We start from the raw sequence: 22,874 nt of genomic DNA on the forward strand, positions 1-22,874 counted from the left end.
TCTCGCTCTATTTTAAGGAGTATGATTAACCGGTCGCGGCACACTAACAGCTAATTGGTTTTTTGGTTTTGACTTTTCACTTTAATTATTTAATCTTATGCAGTTTATTGATCGCGCCGAAATAGAAGTGGAAGGGGGTAAGGGAGGTGATGGAATTGTCGCTTTCCGTCGGGAAAAATACGTCCCCGCCGGCGGTCCGGCCGGAGGTAATGGGGGAAAAGGTGGTTCGGTGATTTTTGTGGCGACTCAGAACCTGCAAACCCTGCTAGATTTCCAGTATAGTCGCTATTTTAAGGCCGATGACGGTAAACGGGGCGGTCCGAACAACTGCACGGGAGCCAACGGTAGCGATCGCATTATTAAAGTTCCCTGTGGTACAGTGGTTTACGATCTCGATAGCGAGGAAATTATCGGCGATTTGGTCACTCCCGAACAGACTTTAATCGTGGCTGCCGGGGGAAAAGGGGGATTAGGCAACCGCCACTTTTTAAGCAATAATAACCGCGCACCCGAATACGCTTTACCCGGTTTAGACGGAGAAAAACGCCATTTACGCCTAGAATTGAAGTTATTAGCGGAAGTGGGCATTATTGGGCTGCCCAATGCGGGAAAATCTACCCTAATCTCGGCCGTTTCCTCTGCTCGTCCCAAAATCGCCGATTATCCCTTTACGACTCTTATTCCTAACTTGGGAGTGGTACGCAAACCCACGGGAGATGGGACGGTATTCGCCGATATTCCTGGATTAATCGAGGGAGCGCACCTAGGAATCGGCTTAGGACACGAATTTTTACGCCATATCGAACGCACACGCCTGTTAATTCATCTTGTCTCCTTGACATCAGAAGACCCGATCGCCGATTATCAAATTATTCAAGGGGAATTAGCCGCCTATGGTCGGGAATTGGAAAAGCGATCGCAAATACTGGTTTTCAACAAAATTGATGCTGTGGACGAGGAAACGATAGATAACTACCAAAAGCAGTTTGCTAAAATAACCAATGCCGAGATTTTGACTATTTCCGCCGTTACGGGAGCCGGATTAACCACTTTACTCGCCAAAGTTTGGCAGCAATTAGAGCAACTGGAGAGGGTCGAGGTTGAAACCCCTTCCCTGTTTTCCTAAAATCGCTCGTTAGTTGTTGGGTTGCCGGGGTGCGGGTGGTCGGCGATTGCTCGGTCTTCTTTCCGTACCTTCAAAGTTACCATTAGAACGACGGGTGCGGCGCTGTTCGCCTTCATTTTCGGCCGCATAGACTTCTAGATAAACAGAGCGACCCGCACTCGCGGCCGCCATTTCTAGGGTAGTTCTAATCGCCTGTAAATTGCGTCCTCCCCGGCCGTAAACTTTGCCTTTATCGGCATCATCGAAGGCTACACGCACCCAAAGACGTTCATTTTCCTTACAGCGCTCGATATCCAATCTCAGACTGGCTGGATCTTCCAAAAACGGCTCGATCATAAATTTCACCAGTTCGAGATAATTGGGGGTACTAGGCATTGATTTTCTCGAAAATTTTCTGTTTGGTGAGAATGCCGCGCACGGTGTCCGTCGGTTGCGCACCTTGTTGTAAGCGTCGGATGATTCCTTCTTCATCCAGACGCACTTCATCGGTGCGGGGATTGTAGAATCCTAACTCCTCTAGGGGACGACCATCGCGACGACTGGTGCTAACGGCCGCAACGATACGATAACTGGCTTCGCGTTTTTTACCAAAGCGTTTTAGACGTAATTTGATCATGGTTACTCAAAAATTCTCCTTTCCGATTCTAACTCATCCAGGCGGTATTTCCACAAGTGGCGATCGAGGGAACGGTCGGCAGCCATTGGATATTATTGAAAATAACGCCGATATCTTAATAGTGAGGTACAAGGTTTGAGGGTGTTAGTTTTCGCTAACACACCCAAAATTAAGATTAAAGTTTTTACCCTTCTCTAACCGTAAACTTTCCCATAATACTCTTGATATTCTTTGGATAACAAGGGTTGCCACCAATCCCGATGATCGAGATACCATTGAATGGTTTTTCTTAATCCCCCCTCTACGGTTTCTTCAGGTTGCCAACCTAATTCGGTGCGAATTTTACTGGCATCAATAGCATACCGGCGATCGTGTCCAGGGCGATCCTTGACAAAAGTAATTAAATTCTGAGCAGGTTGCACGGGTAAATCGGTGGCCAATTCATCCATTAACTCACATAACATCCTGACTAAATCGATATTTTTTACCTCGTTATTGCCGCCAATATTATAGGTTTCTCCCACTTTTCCCTTGTGAATAACTGTATCTAAAGCCTGACAATGATCCCGCACATATAACCAATCTCGAACATTTTGACCATCACCATAAACGGGTAAAGGTTTACCCAAAAGAATATTAATACACATCAAAGGAATTAACTTTTCGGGAAAATGATAGGAACCATAATTATTAGAGCAATTAGTAATAATTGTCGGCATTCCGTAGGTGTGAAAATAAGCTCTCGCTAGATGATCACTCCCCGCTTTTGAGGCAGAATAGGGACTATTAGGAGCATAGGGAGTAGTTTCGGTAAAAGCCGGATCATCTACTCCTAAACTGCCATAAACCTCATCGGTGGAAACGTGCAGAAAACGATAGTTATCCGGTTGATGATTACTTAACCAATGTTGCCGAAAACTTTCTAATAGAGTAAAAGTTCCCACCACATTAGTCTGCACAAAAGCCCCAGGTCCAAGAATCGAGCGATCCACATGGGATTCGGCGGCAAAATGGGCAACTGTATCGATATTTTCACCAGCAAATAATTGATCAACTAAAGCTCGATCACAGATATCCCCTTGCAGAAAACGAAAATTCTTTCTATCTTTCAGTGTCGCTAAATTATTCAAATTGCCCGCATAGGTAAGAGCATCAAGAACAATGACACGATCCTCAGGATAATTCTCGCACCAATGATGAACAAAATTCGAGCCGATAAATCCTGCTCCACCAGTAATTACTATGCTTCTAGCTTGATTTTCTGTCGCCATGGCCACCTCTAGCAAAAGTTCGCTACTTATTTTAGGCTTTTTTGCTTCACACTTCTTCATCAAAAGTGATCTGATCGGAGTGATAATCCGGCGGTTCAACGTGAATTAAAATTCTCACAGGGCTAAATTGTTGGGTTAATCTTGCTTCCACCGCTTCCGTGATTGCGTGAGCAGTTTCCACATCTTGAGCGGAGACAACTAGGTGCATTTCTATAAATACCTGTCTTCCCACCACTCCCCGAGACGCGATCGCATGACAATTAAGCACCCCCGGCACCTCCATCACAATTTGATGAATCACTTCAGGAGCGATCGCCATTTCATCCACTAACAAAGGTAAATTCTCCATCAGGACTTTCCAACCACTGCTAAACACCAAAAAAGCGACGGGAAAGGACAAAATCACATCTAACCATTGTAATTGGGGAATATTGGCCGTATTGCCCACCCAAACCCCGACTAAACCCAATAAAACCGTAATTGTCACCCAGACATCACTCATGGTATGACGAGCATCGGCAATCAAAATCGCACTACCGACACGCTGCCCCACGGATCTTTCATAATAGGTGACAAAAATATTCACCCCTAAAACGATAATTAATAGCCATAATTCAGGACCTGCAATCTCGACGGGTTTGCCTCCTTTGATAATACGCATGACCGCCCCTTGCAAGATTTCAAAACAGGCAATCCCCAAAAAGGCGGCGATCGCTAAAGCTCCGATCGCTTCGTATTTCAGATGTCCGTAGGGATGATCTCGATCTGGATAGGGAGAAGAAAACCGCATCGCTACTAATCCCAAGACATTATTCGCACTATCGGTGACACTATGGAGAGCATCCGCTTGCAGACTTAAAGAACCAATCCTCAAACCCACCCCCGCTTTGATCGCCATAACCAAAATGTTCAGCAGCAGGGTGATCCAGAGAACCTTTTGGACGGTAGCCCGATTATCTTTTAAAACAGCCACAGGATTATCAGTTATCAGTGGGTAAGTTATCAGTGGGTAAGTTATCAGTTATCAGTTATCAGGGAAATTTCAACTAAAACCCCAAAACCCCAAAAACCCCAACTATTTGAGGGTTTAAAAACGGCAAAAATAAGGATTAAATTGCCTAAAGTCGGTAAATAGACCATTTAATTGATTATTATTCATTTTTAATTCTCCTGACTACTGACGACTGACTCCTGACCCTAACAACAATTTTTGATTTTTACAAGAGGTCTAGTCAACAACAATTGATCAACTCCTGAAATAACAGACTCCCATCGGTCAAATTGAGCAGCGGATCGGCGGCGCGTTCGGGATGAGGCATCATTCCTAGCACATTTCCTGCTTTATTGGTAATTCCTGCAATATTATTTAACGAACCGTTAGGATTTCCCGACTCATCTACCTCTCCTGTGGGAGTACAGTAACGCAAGAGAATTTGTCCGTTATCCTCCAGAGATTTTAACGTATCTTCTGCGGCATAATAACGCCCTTCCCCGTGGGCAATCGGCAAATTAAGCACCTGTTGCGGTTGATAACCTCGCGTCCAGACAGATTGATTGTTTTCCACTTTTACTGGCACTCGATCGCAGATAAAATGTAAATCCCGATTGCGAATTAACGCACCGGGTAGCAGTCCAATTTCCGTTAATACCTGAAAACCGTTACAGATGCCTAAAACTAATTTACCTTTTTCGGCTTCTTCTCGGACAGTTTTCATCGCTGGCGAAAACCGAGCGATCGCACCACAGCGCAAATAATCGCCGTAACTAAATCCCCCCGGCACCACGATCACATCCAAATCCGCTAGATCCGTCTCTTGATGCCAAACATAGCGGGTAGGTTGCCGAAAAATCCCCTCCGTCACCGTTGCCACATCTCGATCGCAATTCGATCCAGGGAAAACAATAATCCCAAACTTCATAATTTTTAACTTGGTTAATTCATTTTGCAAAAAGCTCTCATCAGATGGGTGTTAGGGTGTTAGGGTATTAGTTGAATTTCCCCATTCTCCCATTTCCCTAATCCCCCATTTCCCCATTTCCCTATCCCCTAATCCCTATCCCTTATCTCCTATCTCCTGACAATGCAAATCAAAGCGATAATTTTCAATTACAGGATTAGCCAATAGTTGATCGCACATTTGAGCCAATTGCGCGCGAGCGCTGGTTTCGTCCGCTGCTGTCAAGGTAAGCTCAATATACTTACCAATTCGCACCCCAGCTACAGTGTCATAACCTAATTGCTTTAATCCCGACTCTACCGCCGTACCCGCCGGATCGAGAACCGAGGGACGCAGAGTAACATAAATACAGCACTGATAATTTTTTGGCATAGAATTAACTTTGATCGCTGACCTTTTTGATATGAAATCCCAACGCACCCGATCGCAAGAGCGCATTATCCACTTACTCAAAACCTTAAATCGGGCAGTATCCGCTCAAGAATTGTTTGTGGAACTCCGTCAGCGTGACCAAAATATGGGGTTAGCCACTGTTTATCGCGCCCTAGAATCCCTAAAACTACAGGGAGCAGTGCAGGTGAGAACCCTAGCCACAGGAGAATCCCTCTACAGTTCCCTTCAGCAGGATCAACACCATCTTACCTGTATTCATTGCGGTCGGTCTATCGTCTTTAATGAGTGTCCCGTTCACGAATTGGAAGAAAAACTCGAAAAATCACACCAATTCAAGGTTTATTACCATACTCTCGAATTTTTTGGACTTTGTGATCACTGTCAACCCAGTTAAGTAAGCTGTACTACATTTAAACTGCCGATCGGGAAATTTTAGTACAAATGCTCAGACTTTCAACTCCAGTGCCGTCTTACAGAGATTAAACTGTTGTTTGACCTTGGGCTGTTTTCACAGGGATTAACTCTGGCTGACTGTAGTGATGATGGCTGTTCAGGGGGGATAACAAGGGGAAAAAGGGCTGATGTAAACTAATTAATTGGGCCAGGGTTTTTTTGAGATGGGTACGGGGAACGATCGCATCGACAAACCCGTGTTTTAATAGGTATTCCGATGTTTGGAAACCTTCCGGTAATTTCTCGCGCAAAGTCTGTTCAATTACCCGTTTACCGGCAAAACCGATAGTAGCCTTTGGTTCGGCGATAATAATATCTCCCAACATGGCAAAACTGGCCGTGACTCCTCCCGTGGTGGGATTAGTCAAGACGGGAATATAGAGTAACTTTGCCTCCCGATGCCGGTTAAGGGCGCCAGAAATCTTGGCCATCTGCATTAAACTTAACATTCCTTCCTGCATTCTCGCCCCACCGGAAGCGCAGATAATCACCAGGGGTAAACGTTCATCGGTGGCTCGTTCCGTCAAACGACAGAGTTTTTCTCCCACCACCGATCCCATACTACCCCCCATAAAACGGAAGTCCATCACCCCTAAAGCTAAGGGTAAACCATCGAGCGTCCCCGTTCCCGTGTGGACAGCATCCGTCAGTCCGGTTTTTTCTTGGGTTTCCCGCAGGCGATCGCTATAACTTTTCCGATCGCGAAATTTGAGCGGATCCGTCGGTCGAATCTGTTCATCGAGGCAATTCCAAGTATTAGCATCCACTAACTGGCGAATTCTTTCTTCACTTTCCACCCGATTATGATGACCGCAATCGAGACAAACCAGTTGATTAGCTAATAAATCCTTCGTATAGGCCAAAACGCCGCAATTTGGGCATTTTGTCCACAAACCATCGGCTATTTCTCGTTCCTGTTGTTGTTGAACCTTGGGTTCTGTTTTTTGGCGATTTGCAAACCAATCAAATAGAGACATAGTTTAAAATAAAGACAATTTATCGACTTTCTTCTAGAGGACTTAATAACAAAAGCGCTGTCCAGCGATCTTGGGGACGCACTTGTAGGGCGGCCTGATGCCCCTGGCCGCAATAAATACCAGGGCCAATAGCGATAACGCGACTGGGGATGTGGTGAGCTTTGAGCATTTCCTGCAGCCAATCGGCTTCCCAACTACTGGGGGTTGTTCTAATGGTGATCCAAGACACGGAAGACTATTGTATCAAGATTTAATTACAAGATAGCTTTTTTACAAGAAAGGGAAAAAAATGGTTTGATAGGCTGAGATGATCTTATCACTCCAAAAGACACTCATCAGAGCGCCGAGGGCAAGAAGTGGGCCGAAGGGTATAGCTTGTCTTTTCCCCATTTTACCGAGAAAAATGCCCGTCATACCGATGGCCGCCCCGATAGCGCAGGCCAGAAAAGCGGTGACTAATAATGCTTGCCATCCTAACCAAGCACCGATCATGGCCGCTAATTTGGCATCTCCTCCCCCCATGGCCTGTTGTCCGAGGGCAAAACTTCCCCCCCACCGGATCAGATCAAATAACCAGACTCCTAAAACTGCACTAGCGATCGCTGAAAAGAGATAGATAACACTTTGATTATTTTGCCAACCTAAAAGAGTTTGGAAAACTATCCCTAAAACTAATCCCGATTGGGTGAGGGAGTTAGGAAGCGTCATCGTGTCAAAATCGATCAAAGCTAAAGCTAATAACCAACTTAGGAGAATCCAATAGCCGAGGGTCTGCCAAGAAAAGCTAAAATCTCCTAAAACCAGACAAAATAACCAACCGGTAAAAGTTTCGATCGCTGGATAACGGACAGAAATCGGGGTTTTGCACCAGCGACAGCGACCCCCTAGCCATAACCAGCCGAAAACGGGTATATTCTCGCTTTTACCTAACCTATGGTGACATTTCGGACAGTGGGAAGGGGGATAAACTAGAGATATCCCCTTAGGTAATCTATAGATGACCACGTTTAAAAAACTGCCCACCGAGGCACCAAAAGCGAAGACAAAGGCAAAAGTAACTAGATGAAAGAGGGTTTCCATAGATTCAAGGCTGAAATCCGATCACTTCCCTAGAATACCCGGTTATAGCAGTTATCTTAATGGCGAGATAGGAAGTTTTCCTTTTGGGGAGTCAGTCCTCGATACCAAATTAAGTTACACTTCATCTATTACTGGTCAAGAATGGAGTGGCCGACCTCCCCTCCCATTCAGATTTCAACTCCAATCTAAAAATCTATAAAAAAGCAAAACTTTCTATTCTACCATAAAAAAATTAGGCAACAGGTCTCATGAGTTCAAACAAGTATCATCCATGTCCGATTTGTTGTAAATCGGTTCCTCATTGGGAACAATATCCTCGCGCAGTTTGTGAAGTCTGCTATGACAAAGCTTGTGATGCTTACGGACAAAAACTGAGTTTCTATAATATTTCGATAGGTGGCGGATTCAAGGCGGTTTTCTCTGAGACTCAAGAGGAATATCAAAGCCATATATGCTATATCGAGGGCATAGAATGTTGGGCTGATGAAGCTAGATTTGGTGGCATTGTGATCGAAGCTCTGAGTGAGCCGATCAAGTTTTATCACCTTAACAAGCCTTACGGTTGTTTCTCGAATTTCGCACCATACCCAATCTATCTAAAAGATAGAATATGGCCGACCTCAGAACATTACTTTCAGGCTCAGAAGTTTGTTAATACTCCTCATGAAGAAGAAATTCGACGAGCCAAAACAGCACGAGAGGCGGCCGAGATGGGACGGGATCGTCGCAGACCACTGCGTCGAGATTGGGAAATCATCAAAGATGATGTGATGCGAGAGGCTCTATATGCCAAATTTACACAACATCCTGACTTGACTGAAAAGATACTTTCAACAGGTGATCTAAAGCTGATTGAGCATACAAACAATGATAGATACTGGGGTGATGGTGGAGATGGAACTGGATTGAATAGGCTGGGTCAGCTATTGATGGAAACCCGTGAACGAATACGTTACGATTTTTCCAGCGGCCAGTAGATGGTTCACTGGCGATCTAACCAACGCCTGCACGGGGAAAAGATGCCACTATCTCCCCTCTTAAGCATCCAGTAATCATACTTCAGGCTCATTCCTAACGGTGAATTTTCTTCTGGGCTTTTTTAGTGGATAATTAGCGGGGATAACCCTACATAATGGGTGTAAAACCGCACTATCAGCCCCAGTGGCAACCTGACAAAATTAAATTATCTCAGTCAAAGAGGACAAATCAATGAAACCGATTGTTGAATCTTTTTACAACTGGTACAGCAGCAAAATTACTCACCCTAAATATCGTTGGATTATCATTCTGGGAACTATGGTTTATCTGTTTAGTCCCCTCGATATTTCCCCTGACATTTTCCCGATTATTGGTTGGATCGATGATGGGATTGTCCTCACCCTTTTAACCACGGAATTATCGCGATTAGTTCTTGATTATCGCAATCGCCGTCCGGGGGGAGTAAATAATCAAACCGAAGTTTCTTCCCCAACCAATGCCGTTGATACCGATGCTGTAGAAGTCAGAAGTTAGAATTCGGAAGTCTCAATTCTGACTTCTGACTTCAGGAGATTGCTGTTATTTATTCTCCCCCCGCAACGCCCACGAATTGGTCTCCTCACACCCCACAGCCCATCGGGAGCATCTCACCTTTGTAACCCCTAAATCAGGTTTTTATGTCAAGCTATTTTGAAAGCATTGCTAGAAACCAGTTTTATGGATAAGTATAATTACTCACTTGCATAAATGAGATGCTCTCCCCTCGCCCCGCGTTCGGTCAGCTTTTTTTAGTTCGAGCAATGCCATACGCCAGTGTGGAAATTTTCTTACCCATCGCATCATACAGGTTCAATTCATCGCCAGCGTCATTCCAAATAGCCGTTTTACTGGCAAAAGAAAAACCACCAGTTTCAGAATGTACTTCGTTGGTATAAACCCGAAAAGTCTTGCCAGACGCTAAAACAGTATTTGCTGGGAAAGTAAATTGCTGCCTGGCACTGCCGACCGAAGTGATTTTCCAACCTGAAATATTGACGGGATGATTGCCGCGATTGCTAAGCTCAACATATTCGTCAGATTGTGTTTTCTTAACCAGTCCTTTATAAACCAAGTTAGACATAAACACGTCATCCTCTGCGGTGATGCTAAACTCTTCTGTTTCGATGGTCTTCGGTTTAGGTGGCTCAGAAGTTGCTGGCGAAGGCGTAGGTTCAGACCGTGCTGGTGCATTTGGCTTAATATAGTCTGCGGTTGCAATCAGCCCTTGATTACTACCAGTCATTACAATGTTGGCAGTGGCATTTGGTAATAAACTGATTGAATTGCCGTTGTTTTGATAAAGGGTTTTCACATTGCTAAACAATGGATGGCTTGGGCTGGTAACCGCTAGGCTACCACTGATGTTGTTATAAACGCCGTCAAATTTCAAACCAAAAGCTGTCAAAAACGTATTCCATTGACCCGCCTCTGCTTGGCTGCCACCATGCCCTGTGCCTGCGCAAAGATAGACTTTACCGCCGTTTTTGACATAATCAATTAATACTTGATTATCAACTGGGTCGCCACCTACAAAAATGGCATCATATTGAGCCAATGCTACCGCATTAATGGCAATGTTCATGCCTTTTGTCCAAGTATGCCCAGCACCAGTCATGGTACGCTCAAGCGTTGCGCCGACCAATCCAAAGTTATTGGACAAAACATGAAATTTTCCCTGTGTCGTTCCTACAAAATATGTGGCAACATTCAACGCAAAAGTCGCGGTATCAGATACCGATTGAAAACCAGCATCGCTTAAAGCCCACTCGTCATTATGAACAATAATTCGACCATTGGCTGGTTTTTCGATTGGTACAAACACGGGGGCATCATCTATGCCATGCACTTTTAAAGAATAGACGCGGTTACTTGAACCAGAAAATGCGGTTTCCGCCGCACCAGTACTGGTGAATAACACGCTACCAGATAAATTGCCTAAATCCCAAGCTTCTTGTTCGGTTTTACGGTTAAAACTGACGCTTCCTGTTTGTGGATAGTAAACACCAGCAAAATCATTTGGTTGTACAGCAATAGCTGTTGTTAATGCAAATTGATTTAAGCCAAGCGCTGGTGTTTTTAAATCACTTTTACCAACCACAGACCAAGCGTTTGCGGTTTTTCTATAAATGACTAATTGGACAGGAGTTACTTTGTCTGCCCATATTTCCCAAGAGTTGAGTACACCTTTGCCACTTATAGGGACGTTGAGATCAACTAAGTAAAAATTAGAGCGAGAGTCACTGACCCCACGAGTTTTTAATTCGTTGCCGCCCGTAATGGTTGATTTTGTCATAATAATTTTCTCCAATGACTAACTGCATAATATACGGAAAAGTGGCTCTTCGGTAATTTTTATCCTACATTCCGCACCTAGTCATTGAAATCAACAGTTGCTCTAGCCCTTGTATAGTAAGACTTTTAGCGATTACTAAGAATTATGAAGTGTCACACTCTAGTCAGTGATCGCTGGTTTAATGAGAGTTGATCTAGCCCATCTCCCTAAACTGGAATCAAAGAACTATCGACGGTGGACAAAAGTGTTTGCACCTCCTCATCGCTGGTTTGGGAAAAGTCCTCGTACCAAAGAGAAATTGATCTCAATTCGTAGGGTTTATGTAGGCAAATTACTCGATCGACTAATTTTTCTAATTGATCACAAACTTCCGGCGGGGCAACAGGAACAGCAATAATAATAGCAGCGGTATTTTCAGCCTTAAGGGTCAGAATCGCCGCTTTAATCGTTGCTCCCGTAGCGATCCCATCATCTACTAGAATAATCGTTTTCCCCTTCAAGACCGGGAAGGGTCGCTCACCTCGATACAAGCGATCGCGTCGCTCTAATTCGATCATTTCTTCCTTTGCTACCCTTTCTATCATCGTCTCCGATAGGTGCAAGTCTTCAACGATACTTTCATTAATTACCCGCACCCCATTTTGACCGATCGCCCCAAAAGCTAACTCTTTTCGCTCCGGTACACCTAATTTTCGCACCAAACACAGATCTAGCGGTAAATGTAACCTTTGGGCAATTTCAAAGGCGATCGGAACCCCCCCCCGGGGCAAAGCCAAAACTAGCGCCCTAGCACTATTGGTATATTCTGTCAAGTAACTAGCTAATAGTCTCCCTGCTGATCGCCGATCTTTGAGCAGATAAGTCATAACTCCCTCCTAGGGGTTAATCCCCGTGGGGATCCCTAGTTTCCCCTGACTTTATTCTATATTTCTCCGCTCATCTCTAGCGGAAATGTTAAGAAATTTAGCGAAGGCTTGACATTTTTTCAGCTAACCGCAGTTTTTCTAGGCCAGAGATCGGCTAAAATCTTAGGCCAGAGGGTTTTGTAAAGTTAGGTAACAAAGATGAATCAAAGTTTAAGTGATGCGCTAGAGCCGATCGCCGCTGCCTTTCGCGGTCTCGGAACTCCCGAACCGATCGTTCATTGGGGACATCCAGTCATGATGGGGATCGTGGTTTTAGTTATGGGTAGTTATACTGCCTATGCCGGTTGGCAAAGCCGTTTAAGCAAAGATGGGGACGTAGTGGCCAAAAATCGGGCTGATCACCGCAAACTCGCCCCCTGGCTGTTTTTATTTATCGCTCTCGGTTACACCGGCGGTATTTTATCCCTAGTCATGCAGAAACATCCAATCCTCGAAAGCAGCCATTTCTGGACAGGATCGATCGCCATCGGTTTATTAGCTTTCAATGGATTATTGTCCCTCACTGGCTTCGCTGGCGAGAAAAAAGAACTTTTCCGGACTATTCACGCTTATATCGGCAGTATTGCCCTGATTTTACTGCTAGTTCACGGTGTTTTCGGTCTTCAGTTGGGATTATCTCTCTAGTTGGTTTATGGCTGCGGGTGGGCCAATTCCCACCCGGAAGTTTTTCACCGCAGAAGACTGTGGCCAAGGACAATAATTGAAGAAATTATGACTTTAAGCACTATTCTTGGGATTCCGAGTTTAGAATTAACAGGTAATTTACCCAGAAAGTAAAGTATCGTCACGCAACGAGGAGATAGATATTTTGAAGAAAGTAGAAGCGATTATCCGACCCTTTAAACTTGAAGAGGTGAAAATCGCCCTAGTTAACGCGGGCATTGTCGGCATGACCGTCTCCGAAGTTAGAGGTTTCGGTCGTCAGAAAGGTCAATCGGAACGTTATCGCGGTTCCGAGTATACCGTCGAATTTCTCCAAAAACTCAAGATCGAGATCGTCGTCGAAGATAAGCAGGTCGATATGGTCGTCGATAAGCTGATTTCTGCGGCGCGTACTGGTGAAATCGGAGACGGTAAAATCTTTATCTCCCCCGTGGAACAGATCGTCCGCATCCGTACCGGAGAAAAAAATCTCGAAGCGATTTAACCCCCCGACAAGGGATGATAGCACAATGCTGTCATCCCCCCCCCATTGAAAGTGTTTCCCATCAAGAAATGTAACCTAATTTGGTATCGACCACCGACGACCGATTCCCCAAAACGGAAACTTTGTACCTCAACATTAAGATAACTACTATAATTGAATCTATTGGCTCGGTCTGCCCCCATCGCTGCTGAAGACCGCCGAACGGGATAAATAATTTGACCAGACTAGATATGATCATTTCCGGTGACTAAAAAAACCTCTTGCCTAAAAAGTCACAGATATTATATAATGTTTGATTGTGGCCAAAATCGGGGTTAGGTGGTGCTGAAGGCACTGCCGAGCAGAACCGCCTTGGTCGCTCGGTCTTCGCCGGGATACTGAAGATCAACCCTTTAAGTCCTGAAGAAACAAAGACCAGCAACAATCTAGGCAGAACCAGCAAACCTGTCTAGTCTTACTTACGAATTTAACGGGATGCCAGCTTAAATAACTCGAAAAAAGTCATTCAAGTTGGGCAGGCTGATAAAGCGGGAAAGATTTTTCTCGCTCCTATAGCCACGGCCACGTTATTTTTGATTGTCGTCTAGTAAAGATAAAGAGAACAATCCGTGTCTATCGGTATCCTCGGTACAAAACTGGGCATGACCCAAATCTTCGACAACAAAACGGGAGTCGCCATTCCCGTCACCGTCGTTCAAGCCGGTCCCTGTCCCGTCACCCAAGTCAAAACTAAAAAAACCGACGGTTATGAATCCATCCAAGTGGGATACAAAACCGTCAAAGAAAAAGCCCTCAACAAACCGCTACTCGGTCATTTAGCCAAAGCCGGTGTCTCCCCCCTGCGGCATTTAATCGAATACCGTCTTGAGGACGCATCCGCTTACACTTTAGGCCAAGAAATTACCGCCGCTATCTTCCAAGAAGGCGATTTAGTCGATGTGGCTGGAACCACCATCGGACGGGGTTTCTCCGGCTATCAAAAACGCCATAACTTCAAGCGCGGTAACATGACCCACGGTTCCAAAAACCACCGTCTCCCTGGTTCCACCGGTGCTGGTACTACCCCCGGCCGCGTCTTCCCAGGTAAGAGAATGGCTGGACAATACGGAGCAACCCAAGTTACCATCCGCAAATTGTCCGTGGTCAAAATCGATAGCGAACGCAACCTGATCCTGATCAAAGGAGCCGTCCCGGGCAAACCAGGAACCCTGTTAAACATCACCCCCGCCAAGAAATTTGGTAAATAGGGCAAGGAAAGATTAAAGCCATGGTTAACTACACAGTCAAAAATTGGCAAGGGGAAGAAGCGGGAACAGGCACCCTGGAACTGAAAACCGCTAAACCCGAAACCGCCAAACACCTAATTCACCGCGTCGTCGTCAGCCATCTAGCGGCGGCCCGCCAAGGTAACGCCTCCAGCAAAACCCGCTCGGAAGTGCGCGGCGGTGGTCGCAAACCCTGGCGGCAAAAAGGCACCGGTCGCGCCCGGGCCGGTTCGATCCGTTCTCCCCTCTGGCGTGGTGGCGGTGTCATCTTCGGACCAAAACCGAGAGATTTTGAGGTTAAGGTCAATCGCAAAGAGAAAAGATTAGCCCTGAGAACCGCTTTGATCAGCCAGGCCGATAACTTTATCGTGGTGGAAAGCTTCGCTGAACAATTCTCCCAACCCAAAACCAAAGAACTCACCGCTGCCTTAAGTCGCTGGGGAGCCAGTCCAGAGGAAAAAATTCTGCTAATTCTGACGGAAATTCCCGAAAATGTCTATTTATCGGGGCGTAATATCTGCAATCTCAAAATTATTCGCGCCGATAGTCTCAACGTCTATGATGTCATCCTAGCCGATCGAGTTATCGCCACCGCCGCAGCCCTAGCCAAAATTGAGGAGGTCTATGGTGCTTAAAACTGAAGCCAGACAACTCGCCGATCTGATCCTAAAGCCGATCGTGACCGAGAAAGCCACCCTACTCCTAGAACAAAATAAATACGTCTTCGATGTCGCCTTGAAAGCGACTAAGCCGGAAATTCAAGCGGCGATCGAGTTGTTGTTTGACGTGAAAGTAACGAAAGTGAACACCAGCCGCCCCTCTCGTCAGAAAAAACGCGTCGGCCGTTTCCTCGGTTACAAACCCCAATACAAACGCGCGATCGTGACCCTGGCAGCAGGCGACTCGATCGCCCTCTATCCCGACGTATAACAACCAAGAAACCCGATAACGGAAAACTAAACTATGGGTATTCGCTCTTTTAGACCTTTAACCCCCGGGACAAGGCAGGCGGCCATCTCCGACTTTAAAGAGATCACCAAAACCGAACCGGAAAAGTCCCTAACTCATCGCAAACACAGCAAACAAGGGCGTAATAATCGCGGTGTCGTTACCAGTCGTCACCGGGGCGGCGGCCATAAGCGCCTCTACCGGATTATCGATTTTCGTCGCGATAAACGGGATATTCCGGCCACAGTAGCGGCGATCGAGTACGATCCTAACCGTAACGCCCGCATTGCCCTACTTTTCTACAAAGACGGGGAAAAACGCTACATCATCGCCCCCGCCGGTTTAGGGGTTGGTGATACCGTCATCGCCGGGGAAAACGCTCCCTTCGAGGTCGGTAACGCCTTACCCTTAAGTCGCATCCCCCTAGGGACAGAAGTTCATAACATCGAACTCGTCCCCGGTCGCGGTGGTCAAATGGTGCGGGCTGCCGGTGGTTTCGCCCAAGTGGTAGCGAAAGAAGGCGATTACGTTACCATCCGCCTCCCCTCCAAAGAAGTACGCATGATCCGGCGTGAATGCTACGCCACCATCGGAAAAGTCGGTAACGCCGAAGCGAGAAATATCAGTCTCGGTAAAGCCGGTCGTACCCGTCACCGCGGTCAACGACCTCATGTTCGGGGTAGCGTCATGAACCCAGTGGATCACCCGCATGGAGGTGGAGAGGGTCGCGCTCCGATTGGACGTTCCGGTCCGATGACTCCCTGGGGTAAACCCGCCCTCGGCCGCAAAACTCGCAACAAGAAAAAGCGCAGTAGCGATCTGATCGTGCGCCGTCGTAACCAGGGTTAGAAATTATTACTTTACTTTTGACTGAAAATTATGGGTCGTTCACTGAAAAAGGGGCCATTTGTCGCCGGCCACCTGATGGAAAAAATCGAAAAACTCAACGCACAGGGCAGTAAACAAGTGATTAAAACTTGGTCCCGGGCCTCGACAATCATTCCCGATATGGTCGGTCACACGATCGCCGTTCACAACGGCAAACAGCACGTTCCCGTCTATGTTTCCGAGCAGATGGTCGGTCATAAACTCGGTGAATTCGCTCCCACCCGCACCTTCCGCGGTCACGCCAAGAGCGACAAAAAAGCAGGACGGAAATAAATCAGCCGCTACTCCCTCAGTCGTCAGCTAGATAGTCGTGACCATAAATCACCAAGTTAGCTAATTTTCAAAAAATAAAAGCTGATGACTGATAACTGATGACTGATAACTGATAACTGATAACTGATAACTGAAATGACCATCGATACCTCTAACGAAGTCAAAGCGATCGCCCGCTATATTCGGATGTCACCCCTGAAAGTCAGACGGGTACTCGATCAGATTCGCGGTCGCTCCTATCGGGAAGCCCTAATTATTCTCGAATTTATGCCCTACCGGGCCTGTGATCCGATTCTGAAAGTCCTGCGTTCCGCCGTTGCCAACGCCGAAAATAACGAAGGACTCGATCCCGCCACTTTGGTGGTTAGCCAAGCCTTTGCCGATGGCGGTCCAACTCTAAAACGTTTTCGACCCCGGGCCCAAGGCCGCGCCTACCAAATTCGCAAACCCACCTGTCATATCACCGTCGCCGTCGCTCCTAGCAACAAAGACTAATCACCTTAACTAAAAAAACCACAATGGGACAAAAAATCCATCCCCTCGGTTTTCGTCTCGGCGTTATCAAAGATCACAAATCTTGCTGGTATGCCGACGCGAAACGTTACCCCGAATTAGTGCAAGAAGATCGCCGTATTCGTGATTACGTCGAAAAAAACCTCTCTAATGCCGGTATCGCCGATATTCGCATCGAACGCAAGGCCGATCAAGTAGATATCTCCATCCACACCGCTCGCCCCGGGGTCGTCGTCGGTCGTGGTGGCACGGGAATCGAACAGCTGCGCCTAGGTTTGCAAAAAGCCCTCGGTGGCCAGCGTCAAATTCGCATTAACGTCATCGAAGTGGCTCGCGTTGATGCCGATGCCAACCTGATCGCCGAATACATCGCCCAACAACTAGAAAGACGGGTTTCCTTCCGTCGTGTTGTCCGGCAAGCCATCCAACGGGCGCAACGGGCCGAAGTCAAAGGGATCAAAATTCAAGTTAGCGGCCGTCTCAACGGGGCGGAAATCGCTCGTACCGAATGGGTGCGGGAAGGACGAGTTCCCCTGCATACCCTGCGGGCCGATATCGATTACTCCTATAAAACCGCCAGCACCATCTACGGGATTCTAGGCGTGAAAGTTTGGATCTTTAAGGGCGAAATTATCCCCGGCCAAGAAGAAATTGCCGCCGCCGTTCCCGCTCAAGCACCGCGCCGTCAACAGCGTCGCCGTCAACAGTTTGAAGATCGCTCTAGTGAGGGCTGATCCCTAATATTTATCAGTGGTAAATAGCTCATGTTAAGTCCCAAAAGAACAAAATTCCGCAAACAACAGCGCGGACGGATGCGCGGGCTGGCCACCGGCGGAAATACGATTAATTTCGGCGATTTCGCCCTGCAAGCCACCGAACCCTGTTGGATTACTTCCCGTCAAATCGAAGCGGCCAGACGGGCAATGACTCGTTATATTCGTCGGGGTGGCAAAATCTGGATTCGCGTTTTTCCCGATAAACCCGTCACCCAAAGGGCGGCAGAAACTCGGATGGGTTCCGGGAAAGGTTCCCCCGAATTCTGGGTGGCCGTGGTTAAACCGGGGTTCATTATGTTTGAAATTGCCGGGGTAGCCGAACCCATAGCCCGGGAAGCAATGCGCCTAGCCGCCCAAAAATTACCGATTAAGACCAAATTTATCACTCGCGAGGAGGATTTCGTCTAATGGCTTTACCAAAAATCGCCGAAGTGAGGAAGATGAGCGATGAGGAAATCGCCGATGCTGTCCTCGATGCCAAAAAGAAACTGTTTGAATTGCGTTTGCAACAGGCCACCCGCCGCTTGGAAAAAACCCACGAATTCAAACACACCCGCCACCGTCTCGGCCAATTATTAACCGTAGAACGGGAGCGCCAACTAGCCCAGTCCACCCCGGAGGCATAACCCACTATGGCAGTTAAAGAAAGAGTTGGGGTAGTGGTCAGCGACAAAATGGATAAAACCGTAGTGGTAGCCATTGAAAACCGCTCTCCTCACCCCAAATACGGCAAAATCGTCGTGAAAACCCAGAAATTTAAAGCTCACGACGAAGAAAATCAAGCCAAACAAGGCGATCGAGTTCGTATTCGTGAAACCCGCCCCCTCAGTAAAACCAAACGTTGGCAAGTGGCGGAAATATTAACCGATAATTAAATTTCACCTAGGTAAAAACCGTGATTCAACAACAAACCTACTTAAATGTCGCTGACAATAGCGGGGCGCGGAAACTAATGTGTCTGCGGGTGCTGGGAACAGGTAACTGTACCTATGGTGGCATCGGTGACAAAATTATCGCCGTGGTTAAGGACGCTATCCCCAATATGCCCGTGAAAAAATCCGATGTGGTGACGGCGGTGATTGTGCGGACCCGTCAAACCGTCCGTCGCGATAGCGGCATGAGCATCCGTTTTGATGATAACGCCGCCGTGATTATTAATAATGACGGTAATCCCAAAGGTACGCGGGTTTTTGGTCCGGTCGCTCGGGAATTGCGCGATAAAAACTACACCAAAATTGTTTCCTTAGCCCCAGAAGTTCTCTGATCAAAGTGAAAAGTACCAAGGCAATTGGCTGATGGCTAGTCTAAAACTTTTCACACTTTGAGGTCAAAAAAAATGAGTAAGAAAAACATTCAAACCCCACCCCAAAGGCAAAAAATGCACGTTAAAAAAGGGGATGTCGTTCAAGTAATCGCTGGTTCCGATAAGGGCAAAGTGGGCGAAATTTTACGGGCCCTACCCCAAGAAAGTACCGTGGTGGTCAAGGGAGTTAATATCCGCACCAAACATACTAAACCCCAACAGGAAGGAGAATCGGGTCAAATCCTTACCTACGAAGCACCGATTCACAGTTCCAAAGTGATGCTTTATTCCGAGAAGAAAAAAATCGCCAGTCGGGTGGGTTATACCTTTACCGAAGACGGTCGGAAAGTGCGGATACTGAAGAAAACTGGCGAAATTATTGATTAGTTTCCCATCAATTCTAGTTCCTGACCAAGCCCAGGAAAAGCAAGCAGAAAAACTATGAGCCAAAAACTAAAAACCACCTATCAAGAAACCATTGTTCCGAAACTGAAAGAACAATTTGGTTATACCAATATCCATCAAGTACCTAAAGTTATCAAAATTACTGTTAACCGCGGTCTTGGGGAAGCTTCACAAAACGCCAAAGCTTTGGAGTCTTCCAAGGAGGAACTGTCCACCATCACCGGACAACAACCGGTAGTGACTAGGGCAAAAAAAGCGATCGCTGGTTTCAAAATTCGCGAAGGAATGCCCGTGGGTGTCATGGTGACATTGCGCGGCGATCGAATGTACGCTTTTTTAGACCGTCTAATTAATCTGGCCTTACCACGCATTCGCGACTTTCGCGGTATCAGCGGTAACAGTTTTGATGGTCGTGGTAACTACAGTTTAGGCATTCGTGAACAGTTGATCTTCCCCGAAATTGAATACGACAAAATCGATCAAATTCGCGGGATGGACATCTCAATCATCACCACCGCTAAAACCGACGAAGAAGGACGCGCCCTCCTCAAAGAGATGGGAATGCCCTTTAGATAAATCAATCAAGAGAAAAGGAAAAAAATCAGGAAAAAGTGGCAAGGGAAAAGGGAGAAAGCGATTTTGTCAGAGAAATTACTGAATAAATCCTACCTACCTTCTCCTGACGACTGGCTCCTGACTCCTGACTCCTGCAATAACTGACCACTGATGTTGATCCCAATTTAGGAGAAAAACAGGTAATTCATGTCTGCTAACGATACCATCTCGGATATGCTGACCCGCATCCGTAACGCTTGCGCGGTTCGGCAGACCACTACTCAAATTCCCACCACGCGGATGACGCGCAGTATTGCTCAAGTTCTCAAAGACGAAGGCTTTATTGCTGACTTTGAGGAAGTGGGTGAGGGGATTAAATCTCAATTAGTTCTTTCCCTCAAATATAAAGGCAAAAACCGTCAACCGATCATTACTACCCTCACCAGAGTCAGTAAACCGGGACTGCGAGTTTATTCCAACAGTAAAGACTTACCTCGCGTCCTCGGTGGCATTGGCATCGCCATTGTTTCTACCTCTAAAGGTATTATGACCGATCGCGAAGCGCGTAAACAAAACGTTGGCGGCGAAGTCCTTTGCTACATCTGGTAAACAAGGATAAGCTATCAGCCGTCAGCCTTTCCAAGTTTAAACCCGATAGCTGGCCCACTGATAACTCTTCCCTGATATCTGACCCACTGATAACTGATAACTGTTATGTCTCGTATTGGCAAACGCCCGATTCCTATTCCCAATAAAGTCACCGTCGATATCGATGGTGCTACCGTGACGGTGAAAGGACCCAAAGGAACTCTCCAGAGAACCCTACCCACCGCCGTCGCCATCGACAAAGATGGCGAAACCCTGCTCGTTACCCGTCAAGACGATTCCCGTACCGCCAGAGAACGCCACGGACTCTGTAGAACTCTAGTAGCCAACATGGTGGAAGGAGTCGCTACCGGCTTTCAAAAACGCCTCGATATCCAAGGGGTGGGCTACCGCGCCCAGGCGCAGGGTAGTAAATTAGTTCTTAATGTTGGTTACAGTAAACCCGTGGAAATGGAGATGCCCGATGGTGTTTCCGTCGCCGTAGAAAACAACACCCAAGTTATCGTCAGTGGCATCGACAAAGAAGCCGTCGGTAACATTGCCGCTAAAATCCGCGAAGTTCGTCCCCCCGAACCTTATAAAGGAAAAGGGATTCGCTATCTTGGTGAAGTTGTCCGTCGCAAAGTTGGTAAAGCTGGCGGTAAAGGCGCTAAAGGCGGTAAAGGAGGTAAAAAATAAACCATGAAACTTAGTCGCAAAGAATCAGTCCGTCGTCGTCACCAGCGTGTGCGTCGCAAAATTAATGGCACTGCTGAACGGCCGCGTTTATCCGTATTTCGTTCTAATAACCACATCTACGCCCAAATTATCGACGACGTAGCCCAACACACCCTCGCTGCCGCTTCTACCCTAGAGGCCAGCTTGCGCGGGGAATTGGAATCCACCGCTACCCAAGAAGCCTCGGCTGCCGTGGGTAAACTGGTGGCCCAACGGGCCCTAGACAAAGGCATTGAACAAGTGGTTTTTGATCGCGGTGGCAATCTCTATCACGGTCGCGTCAAAGCCTTAGCAGAAGCGGCTCGGTCAGCCGGCTTAAACTTCTAAAATATCCTTTCAACACTGATAAAACTATGGCAAAACGTCGCAAAGGCAACCGCGAAAAAGAAAAAGAAACCACTTGGCAAGAGCGGGTCATCCAGATCCGCCGGGTTAGTAAAGTGGTTAAGGGTGGTAAAAAACTCAGCTTCCGGGCCATCGTCGTGGTCGGTAATGAAAACGGCCAGGTGGGAGTGGGAGTCGGCAAAGCAGGGGATGTGATCGGGGCCGTCCGTAAAGGCGTGGCCGATGGCAAAAAACAACTAATTGAAGTCTCCTTAACTAAAGCTAGTTCTATCACTCACCTCACCCGGGGGGCTTCCGGTGGCGCTCAGGTGCTTATGCGTCCAGCGGCACCGGGGACTGGGGTTATTGCCGGGGGTGCTGTCCGTACCGTTTTAGAATTAGCCGGGGTGAAAAATATCCTCGCTAAACAACTCGGTAGCGATAACCCCCTCAATAACGCTAGAGCCGCTGTTAACGCCCTGGAAACTCTCCGCACTTTCTCGGAAGTGGCCAAGGATAGAGGCGTATCTGTAGAACATTTGTACACATAAAGAAATCACCATGAAACTCCACGAAATCGCCCCCCAACCGGGGTCCACTAAACGTCGTCGTCGTGTGGGACGGGGTATCTCGGCCGGCCAGGGCGCTAGTTGCGGTCTGGGAATGCGCGGACAAAAATCTCGCTCTGGGACGGGGACCCGCCCCGGTTTTGAGGGGGGACAAATGCCCCTCTATCGTCGGGTTCCCAAATTAAAGCATTTTCCTTTGGTTAACCGCCGTCAATACACGATCGTTAATCTGAGAAAATTGGCTTCTTTACCCGCTAATACGGAAGTTACCCTGGAAAGTCTCCTAAAAGCTAAAATTCTCACCAGCAATGACGGCCCTTTAAAAGTTTTAGGTGATGGTGAAATTACCGTTCCCCTCAAGGTGAAGGCCGCCGCTTTTAGCAATAGCGCTAAAGAGAAAATTACCGCCGCTCAAGGTACTTGGGAAGAAATTTAACGGAGACAGGAGACAGGAGACAGGAGATAAAAGGCAAAA

35 protein-coding genes are annotated in these 22,874 nt (G+C 47.0%); 24 read left to right on the plus strand and 11 right to left on the minus strand.

Annotation, left to right across the window (positions count from 1 at the left end; genetic code table 11):
• Nucleotides 1–97 precede the first annotated feature (97 nt).
• Nucleotides 98–1,126 carry a GTPase ObgE gene (gene obgE, locus IM473_RS04675; protein ID WP_002801904.1) on the plus strand — a complete coding sequence of 343 codons (1,029 nt, stop codon included), beginning with the start codon at nt 98–100 and terminating at the stop codon, nt 1,124–1,126.
• A 9-nt stretch (nt 1,127–1,135) separates the two neighbouring features.
• On the opposite strand, the gene IM473_RS04680 is transcribed toward obgE, so the two are convergent.
• The 6 genes from IM473_RS04680 to purS form a co-directional block, all read right to left on the minus strand.
• Nucleotides 1,136–1,501 carry a KH domain-containing protein gene (locus IM473_RS04680; protein WP_150978017.1) on the minus strand — a complete coding sequence of 122 codons (366 nt, stop codon included), beginning with the start codon at nt 1,499–1,501 and terminating at the stop codon, nt 1,136–1,138.
• Nucleotides 1,494–1,742 (minus strand): 30S ribosomal protein S16, encoded by a 249-nt coding sequence (rpsP, locus tag IM473_RS04685; protein ID WP_002780060.1) that lies wholly within the window; start codon nt 1,740–1,742, stop codon nt 1,494–1,496. Before rpsP ends, IM473_RS04680 begins: the two co-directional genes overlap by 8 nt.
• Before the next feature lie 194 nt (nt 1,743–1,936).
• Complete coding sequence (rfbB, locus tag IM473_RS04690) at nt 1,937–3,013, minus strand: dTDP-glucose 4,6-dehydratase (protein WP_287658878.1); 1,077 nt, start codon at nt 3,011–3,013, stop codon at nt 1,937–1,939.
• A 46-nt stretch (nt 3,014–3,059) separates the two neighbouring features.
• Entirely contained in the window at nt 3,060–3,986 is a 927-nt protein-coding gene (cdf31, locus tag IM473_RS04695) for a CDF family zinc efflux transporter Cdf31 (RefSeq protein WP_287658857.1), read from the minus strand.
• A gap of 259 nt (nt 3,987–4,245) precedes the next feature.
• A complete protein-coding gene (gene purQ, locus IM473_RS04700) occupies nt 4,246–4,932 on the minus strand; it encodes a phosphoribosylformylglycinamidine synthase subunit PurQ (RefSeq protein WP_287658858.1) in 687 nt (228 codons plus the stop codon).
• Nucleotides 4,933–5,067: 135 nt separating this feature from the next.
• Nucleotides 5,068–5,343, minus strand: a complete 276-nt coding sequence (gene purS, locus IM473_RS04705) for a phosphoribosylformylglycinamidine synthase subunit PurS (RefSeq protein ID WP_287658859.1) — start codon at nt 5,341–5,343, stop codon at nt 5,068–5,070.
• Between the two features lie 31 nt (nt 5,344–5,374).
• On the opposite strand from purS, the gene IM473_RS04710 reads away from it, so the two are divergent.
• A complete protein-coding gene (locus IM473_RS04710; RefSeq protein ID WP_287658860.1) occupies nt 5,375–5,758 on the plus strand; it encodes a Fur family transcriptional regulator in 384 nt (127 codons plus the stop codon).
• A gap of 85 nt (nt 5,759–5,843) precedes the next feature.
• Here the strand turns inward: IM473_RS04710 and accD are convergent, their stop codons facing one another.
• From accD to IM473_RS04725, 3 genes are read right to left on the minus strand one after another with little or no spacing between them, the layout of a single operon-like run.
• On the minus strand, nt 5,844–6,794 hold the full coding sequence (gene accD, locus IM473_RS04715; protein WP_287658861.1) for an acetyl-CoA carboxylase, carboxyltransferase subunit beta: 951 nt from the start codon (nt 6,792–6,794) through the stop codon (nt 5,844–5,846).
• Nucleotides 6,795–6,813: 19 nt separating this feature from the next.
• Nucleotides 6,814–7,023, minus strand: a complete 210-nt coding sequence (locus tag IM473_RS04720) for a hypothetical protein (RefSeq protein WP_287658862.1) — start codon at nt 7,021–7,023, stop codon at nt 6,814–6,816.
• A 41-nt stretch (nt 7,024–7,064) separates the two neighbouring features.
• Nucleotides 7,065–7,874 (minus strand): prepilin peptidase, encoded by an 810-nt coding sequence (locus IM473_RS04725; protein ID WP_287658863.1) that lies wholly within the window; start codon nt 7,872–7,874, stop codon nt 7,065–7,067.
• Nucleotides 7,875–8,122: 248 nt separating this feature from the next.
• On the opposite strand from IM473_RS04725, the gene ybiA reads away from it, so the two are divergent.
• Entirely contained in the window at nt 8,123–8,851 is a 729-nt protein-coding gene (gene ybiA / locus IM473_RS04730) for a riboflavin biosynthesis intermediates N-glycosidase (protein ID WP_287658864.1), read from the plus strand.
• Nucleotides 8,852–9,083: 232 nt separating this feature from the next.
• Entirely contained in the window at nt 9,084–9,386 is a 303-nt protein-coding gene (locus IM473_RS04735; RefSeq protein WP_002801910.1) for a YkvA family protein, read from the plus strand.
• Between the two features lie 244 nt (nt 9,387–9,630).
• Here the strand turns inward: IM473_RS04735 and IM473_RS04740 are convergent, their stop codons facing one another.
• Both IM473_RS04740 and IM473_RS04745 read right to left on the minus strand, forming a co-directional pair.
• Nucleotides 9,631–11,184, minus strand: coding sequence for a lamin tail domain-containing protein (locus IM473_RS04740; protein WP_287658865.1), 1,554 nt, complete (start codon nt 11,182–11,184; stop codon nt 9,631–9,633).
• Nucleotides 11,185–11,390: 206 nt separating this feature from the next.
• A complete protein-coding gene (locus IM473_RS04745) occupies nt 11,391–12,050 on the minus strand; it encodes a phosphoribosyltransferase (RefSeq protein ID WP_287658866.1) in 660 nt (219 codons plus the stop codon).
• 198 nt (nt 12,051–12,248) lie between these two features.
• On the opposite strand from IM473_RS04745, the gene IM473_RS04750 reads away from it, so the two are divergent.
• From IM473_RS04750 to rplO, 20 genes are all read left to right on the plus strand, one after another.
• Entirely contained in the window at nt 12,249–12,734 is a 486-nt protein-coding gene (locus tag IM473_RS04750; RefSeq protein WP_287658867.1) for a DUF4079 domain-containing protein, read from the plus strand.
• Nucleotides 12,735–12,918: 184 nt separating this feature from the next.
• Entirely contained in the window at nt 12,919–13,257 is a 339-nt protein-coding gene (locus IM473_RS04755; protein WP_002801914.1) for a P-II family nitrogen regulator, read from the plus strand.
• Between the two features lie 608 nt (nt 13,258–13,865).
• Nucleotides 13,866–14,504 carry a 50S ribosomal protein L3 gene (gene rplC, locus IM473_RS04760; protein WP_002734589.1) on the plus strand — a complete coding sequence of 213 codons (639 nt, stop codon included), beginning with the start codon at nt 13,866–13,868 and terminating at the stop codon, nt 14,502–14,504.
• A 20-nt stretch (nt 14,505–14,524) separates the two neighbouring features.
• Complete coding sequence (gene rplD / locus IM473_RS04765) at nt 14,525–15,157, plus strand: 50S ribosomal protein L4 (RefSeq protein WP_002732765.1); 633 nt, start codon at nt 14,525–14,527, stop codon at nt 15,155–15,157.
• Nucleotides 15,147–15,452: a 50S ribosomal protein L23 gene (locus tag IM473_RS04770; RefSeq protein WP_002771034.1), complete on the plus strand. Its 306-nt coding sequence runs from the start codon at nt 15,147–15,149 to the stop codon at nt 15,450–15,452. The genes rplD and IM473_RS04770 overlap by 11 nt, the downstream gene beginning before the upstream one ends.
• A 33-nt stretch (nt 15,453–15,485) precedes the next feature.
• Nucleotides 15,486–16,319 (plus strand): 50S ribosomal protein L2, encoded by an 834-nt coding sequence (gene rplB, locus IM473_RS04775; RefSeq protein WP_002746601.1) that lies wholly within the window; start codon nt 15,486–15,488, stop codon nt 16,317–16,319.
• A 30-nt stretch (nt 16,320–16,349) separates the two neighbouring features.
• Nucleotides 16,350–16,631, plus strand: a complete 282-nt coding sequence (gene rpsS, locus IM473_RS04780; RefSeq protein WP_002753908.1) for a 30S ribosomal protein S19 — start codon at nt 16,350–16,352, stop codon at nt 16,629–16,631.
• A 135-nt stretch (nt 16,632–16,766) separates the two neighbouring features.
• Nucleotides 16,767–17,126, plus strand: coding sequence for a 50S ribosomal protein L22 (gene rplV, locus IM473_RS04785; RefSeq protein ID WP_002746605.1), 360 nt, complete (start codon nt 16,767–16,769; stop codon nt 17,124–17,126).
• A gap of 23 nt (nt 17,127–17,149) precedes the next feature.
• Entirely contained in the window at nt 17,150–17,878 is a 729-nt protein-coding gene (rpsC, locus tag IM473_RS04790; RefSeq protein WP_008197249.1) for a 30S ribosomal protein S3, read from the plus strand.
• A 30-nt stretch (nt 17,879–17,908) separates the two neighbouring features.
• Nucleotides 17,909–18,328: a 50S ribosomal protein L16 gene (gene rplP / locus IM473_RS04795; protein ID WP_002780088.1), complete on the plus strand. Its 420-nt coding sequence runs from the start codon at nt 17,909–17,911 to the stop codon at nt 18,326–18,328.
• Nucleotides 18,328–18,546: a 50S ribosomal protein L29 gene (gene rpmC / locus IM473_RS04800; protein ID WP_002801921.1), complete on the plus strand. Its 219-nt coding sequence runs from the start codon at nt 18,328–18,330 to the stop codon at nt 18,544–18,546. Before rplP ends, rpmC begins: the two co-directional genes overlap by 1 nt.
• Nucleotides 18,547–18,552: 6 nt before the next feature.
• Nucleotides 18,553–18,795 (plus strand): 30S ribosomal protein S17, encoded by a 243-nt coding sequence (rpsQ, locus tag IM473_RS04805; RefSeq protein WP_002801923.1) that lies wholly within the window; start codon nt 18,553–18,555, stop codon nt 18,793–18,795.
• A 20-nt stretch (nt 18,796–18,815) separates the two neighbouring features.
• Nucleotides 18,816–19,184, plus strand: a complete 369-nt coding sequence (gene rplN, locus IM473_RS04810; protein ID WP_002732358.1) for a 50S ribosomal protein L14 — start codon at nt 18,816–18,818, stop codon at nt 19,182–19,184.
• A 72-nt stretch (nt 19,185–19,256) separates the two neighbouring features.
• Complete coding sequence (rplX, locus tag IM473_RS04815) at nt 19,257–19,610, plus strand: 50S ribosomal protein L24 (RefSeq protein ID WP_002777681.1); 354 nt, start codon at nt 19,257–19,259, stop codon at nt 19,608–19,610.
• Nucleotides 19,611–19,664: 54 nt separating this feature from the next.
• Complete coding sequence (rplE, locus tag IM473_RS04820) at nt 19,665–20,204, plus strand: 50S ribosomal protein L5 (RefSeq protein ID WP_002801925.1); 540 nt, start codon at nt 19,665–19,667, stop codon at nt 20,202–20,204.
• A gap of 186 nt (nt 20,205–20,390) precedes the next feature.
• Entirely contained in the window at nt 20,391–20,792 is a 402-nt protein-coding gene (rpsH, locus tag IM473_RS04825; protein WP_002734721.1) for a 30S ribosomal protein S8, read from the plus strand.
• A 105-nt stretch (nt 20,793–20,897) separates the two neighbouring features.
• On the plus strand, nt 20,898–21,467 hold the full coding sequence (rplF, locus tag IM473_RS04830; protein WP_002794624.1) for a 50S ribosomal protein L6: 570 nt from the start codon (nt 20,898–20,900) through the stop codon (nt 21,465–21,467).
• A 3-nt stretch (nt 21,468–21,470) separates the two neighbouring features.
• Nucleotides 21,471–21,833, plus strand: a complete 363-nt coding sequence (gene rplR / locus IM473_RS04835) for a 50S ribosomal protein L18 (RefSeq protein WP_287658868.1) — start codon at nt 21,471–21,473, stop codon at nt 21,831–21,833.
• 26 nt (nt 21,834–21,859) lie between these two features.
• Nucleotides 21,860–22,381 (plus strand): 30S ribosomal protein S5, encoded by a 522-nt coding sequence (rpsE, locus tag IM473_RS04840; protein ID WP_002757584.1) that lies wholly within the window; start codon nt 21,860–21,862, stop codon nt 22,379–22,381.
• 10 nt (nt 22,382–22,391) lie between these two features.
• On the plus strand, nt 22,392–22,835 hold the full coding sequence (gene rplO, locus IM473_RS04845; RefSeq protein WP_287658869.1) for a 50S ribosomal protein L15: 444 nt from the start codon (nt 22,392–22,394) through the stop codon (nt 22,833–22,835).
• The last annotated feature ends 39 nt before the right edge of the window (nt 22,836–22,874 follow it).

This window comes from Microcystis sp. M015S2 (assembly GCF_020245945.1).
GTDB lineage: Bacteria > Cyanobacteriota > Cyanobacteriia > Cyanobacteriales > Microcystaceae > Microcystis.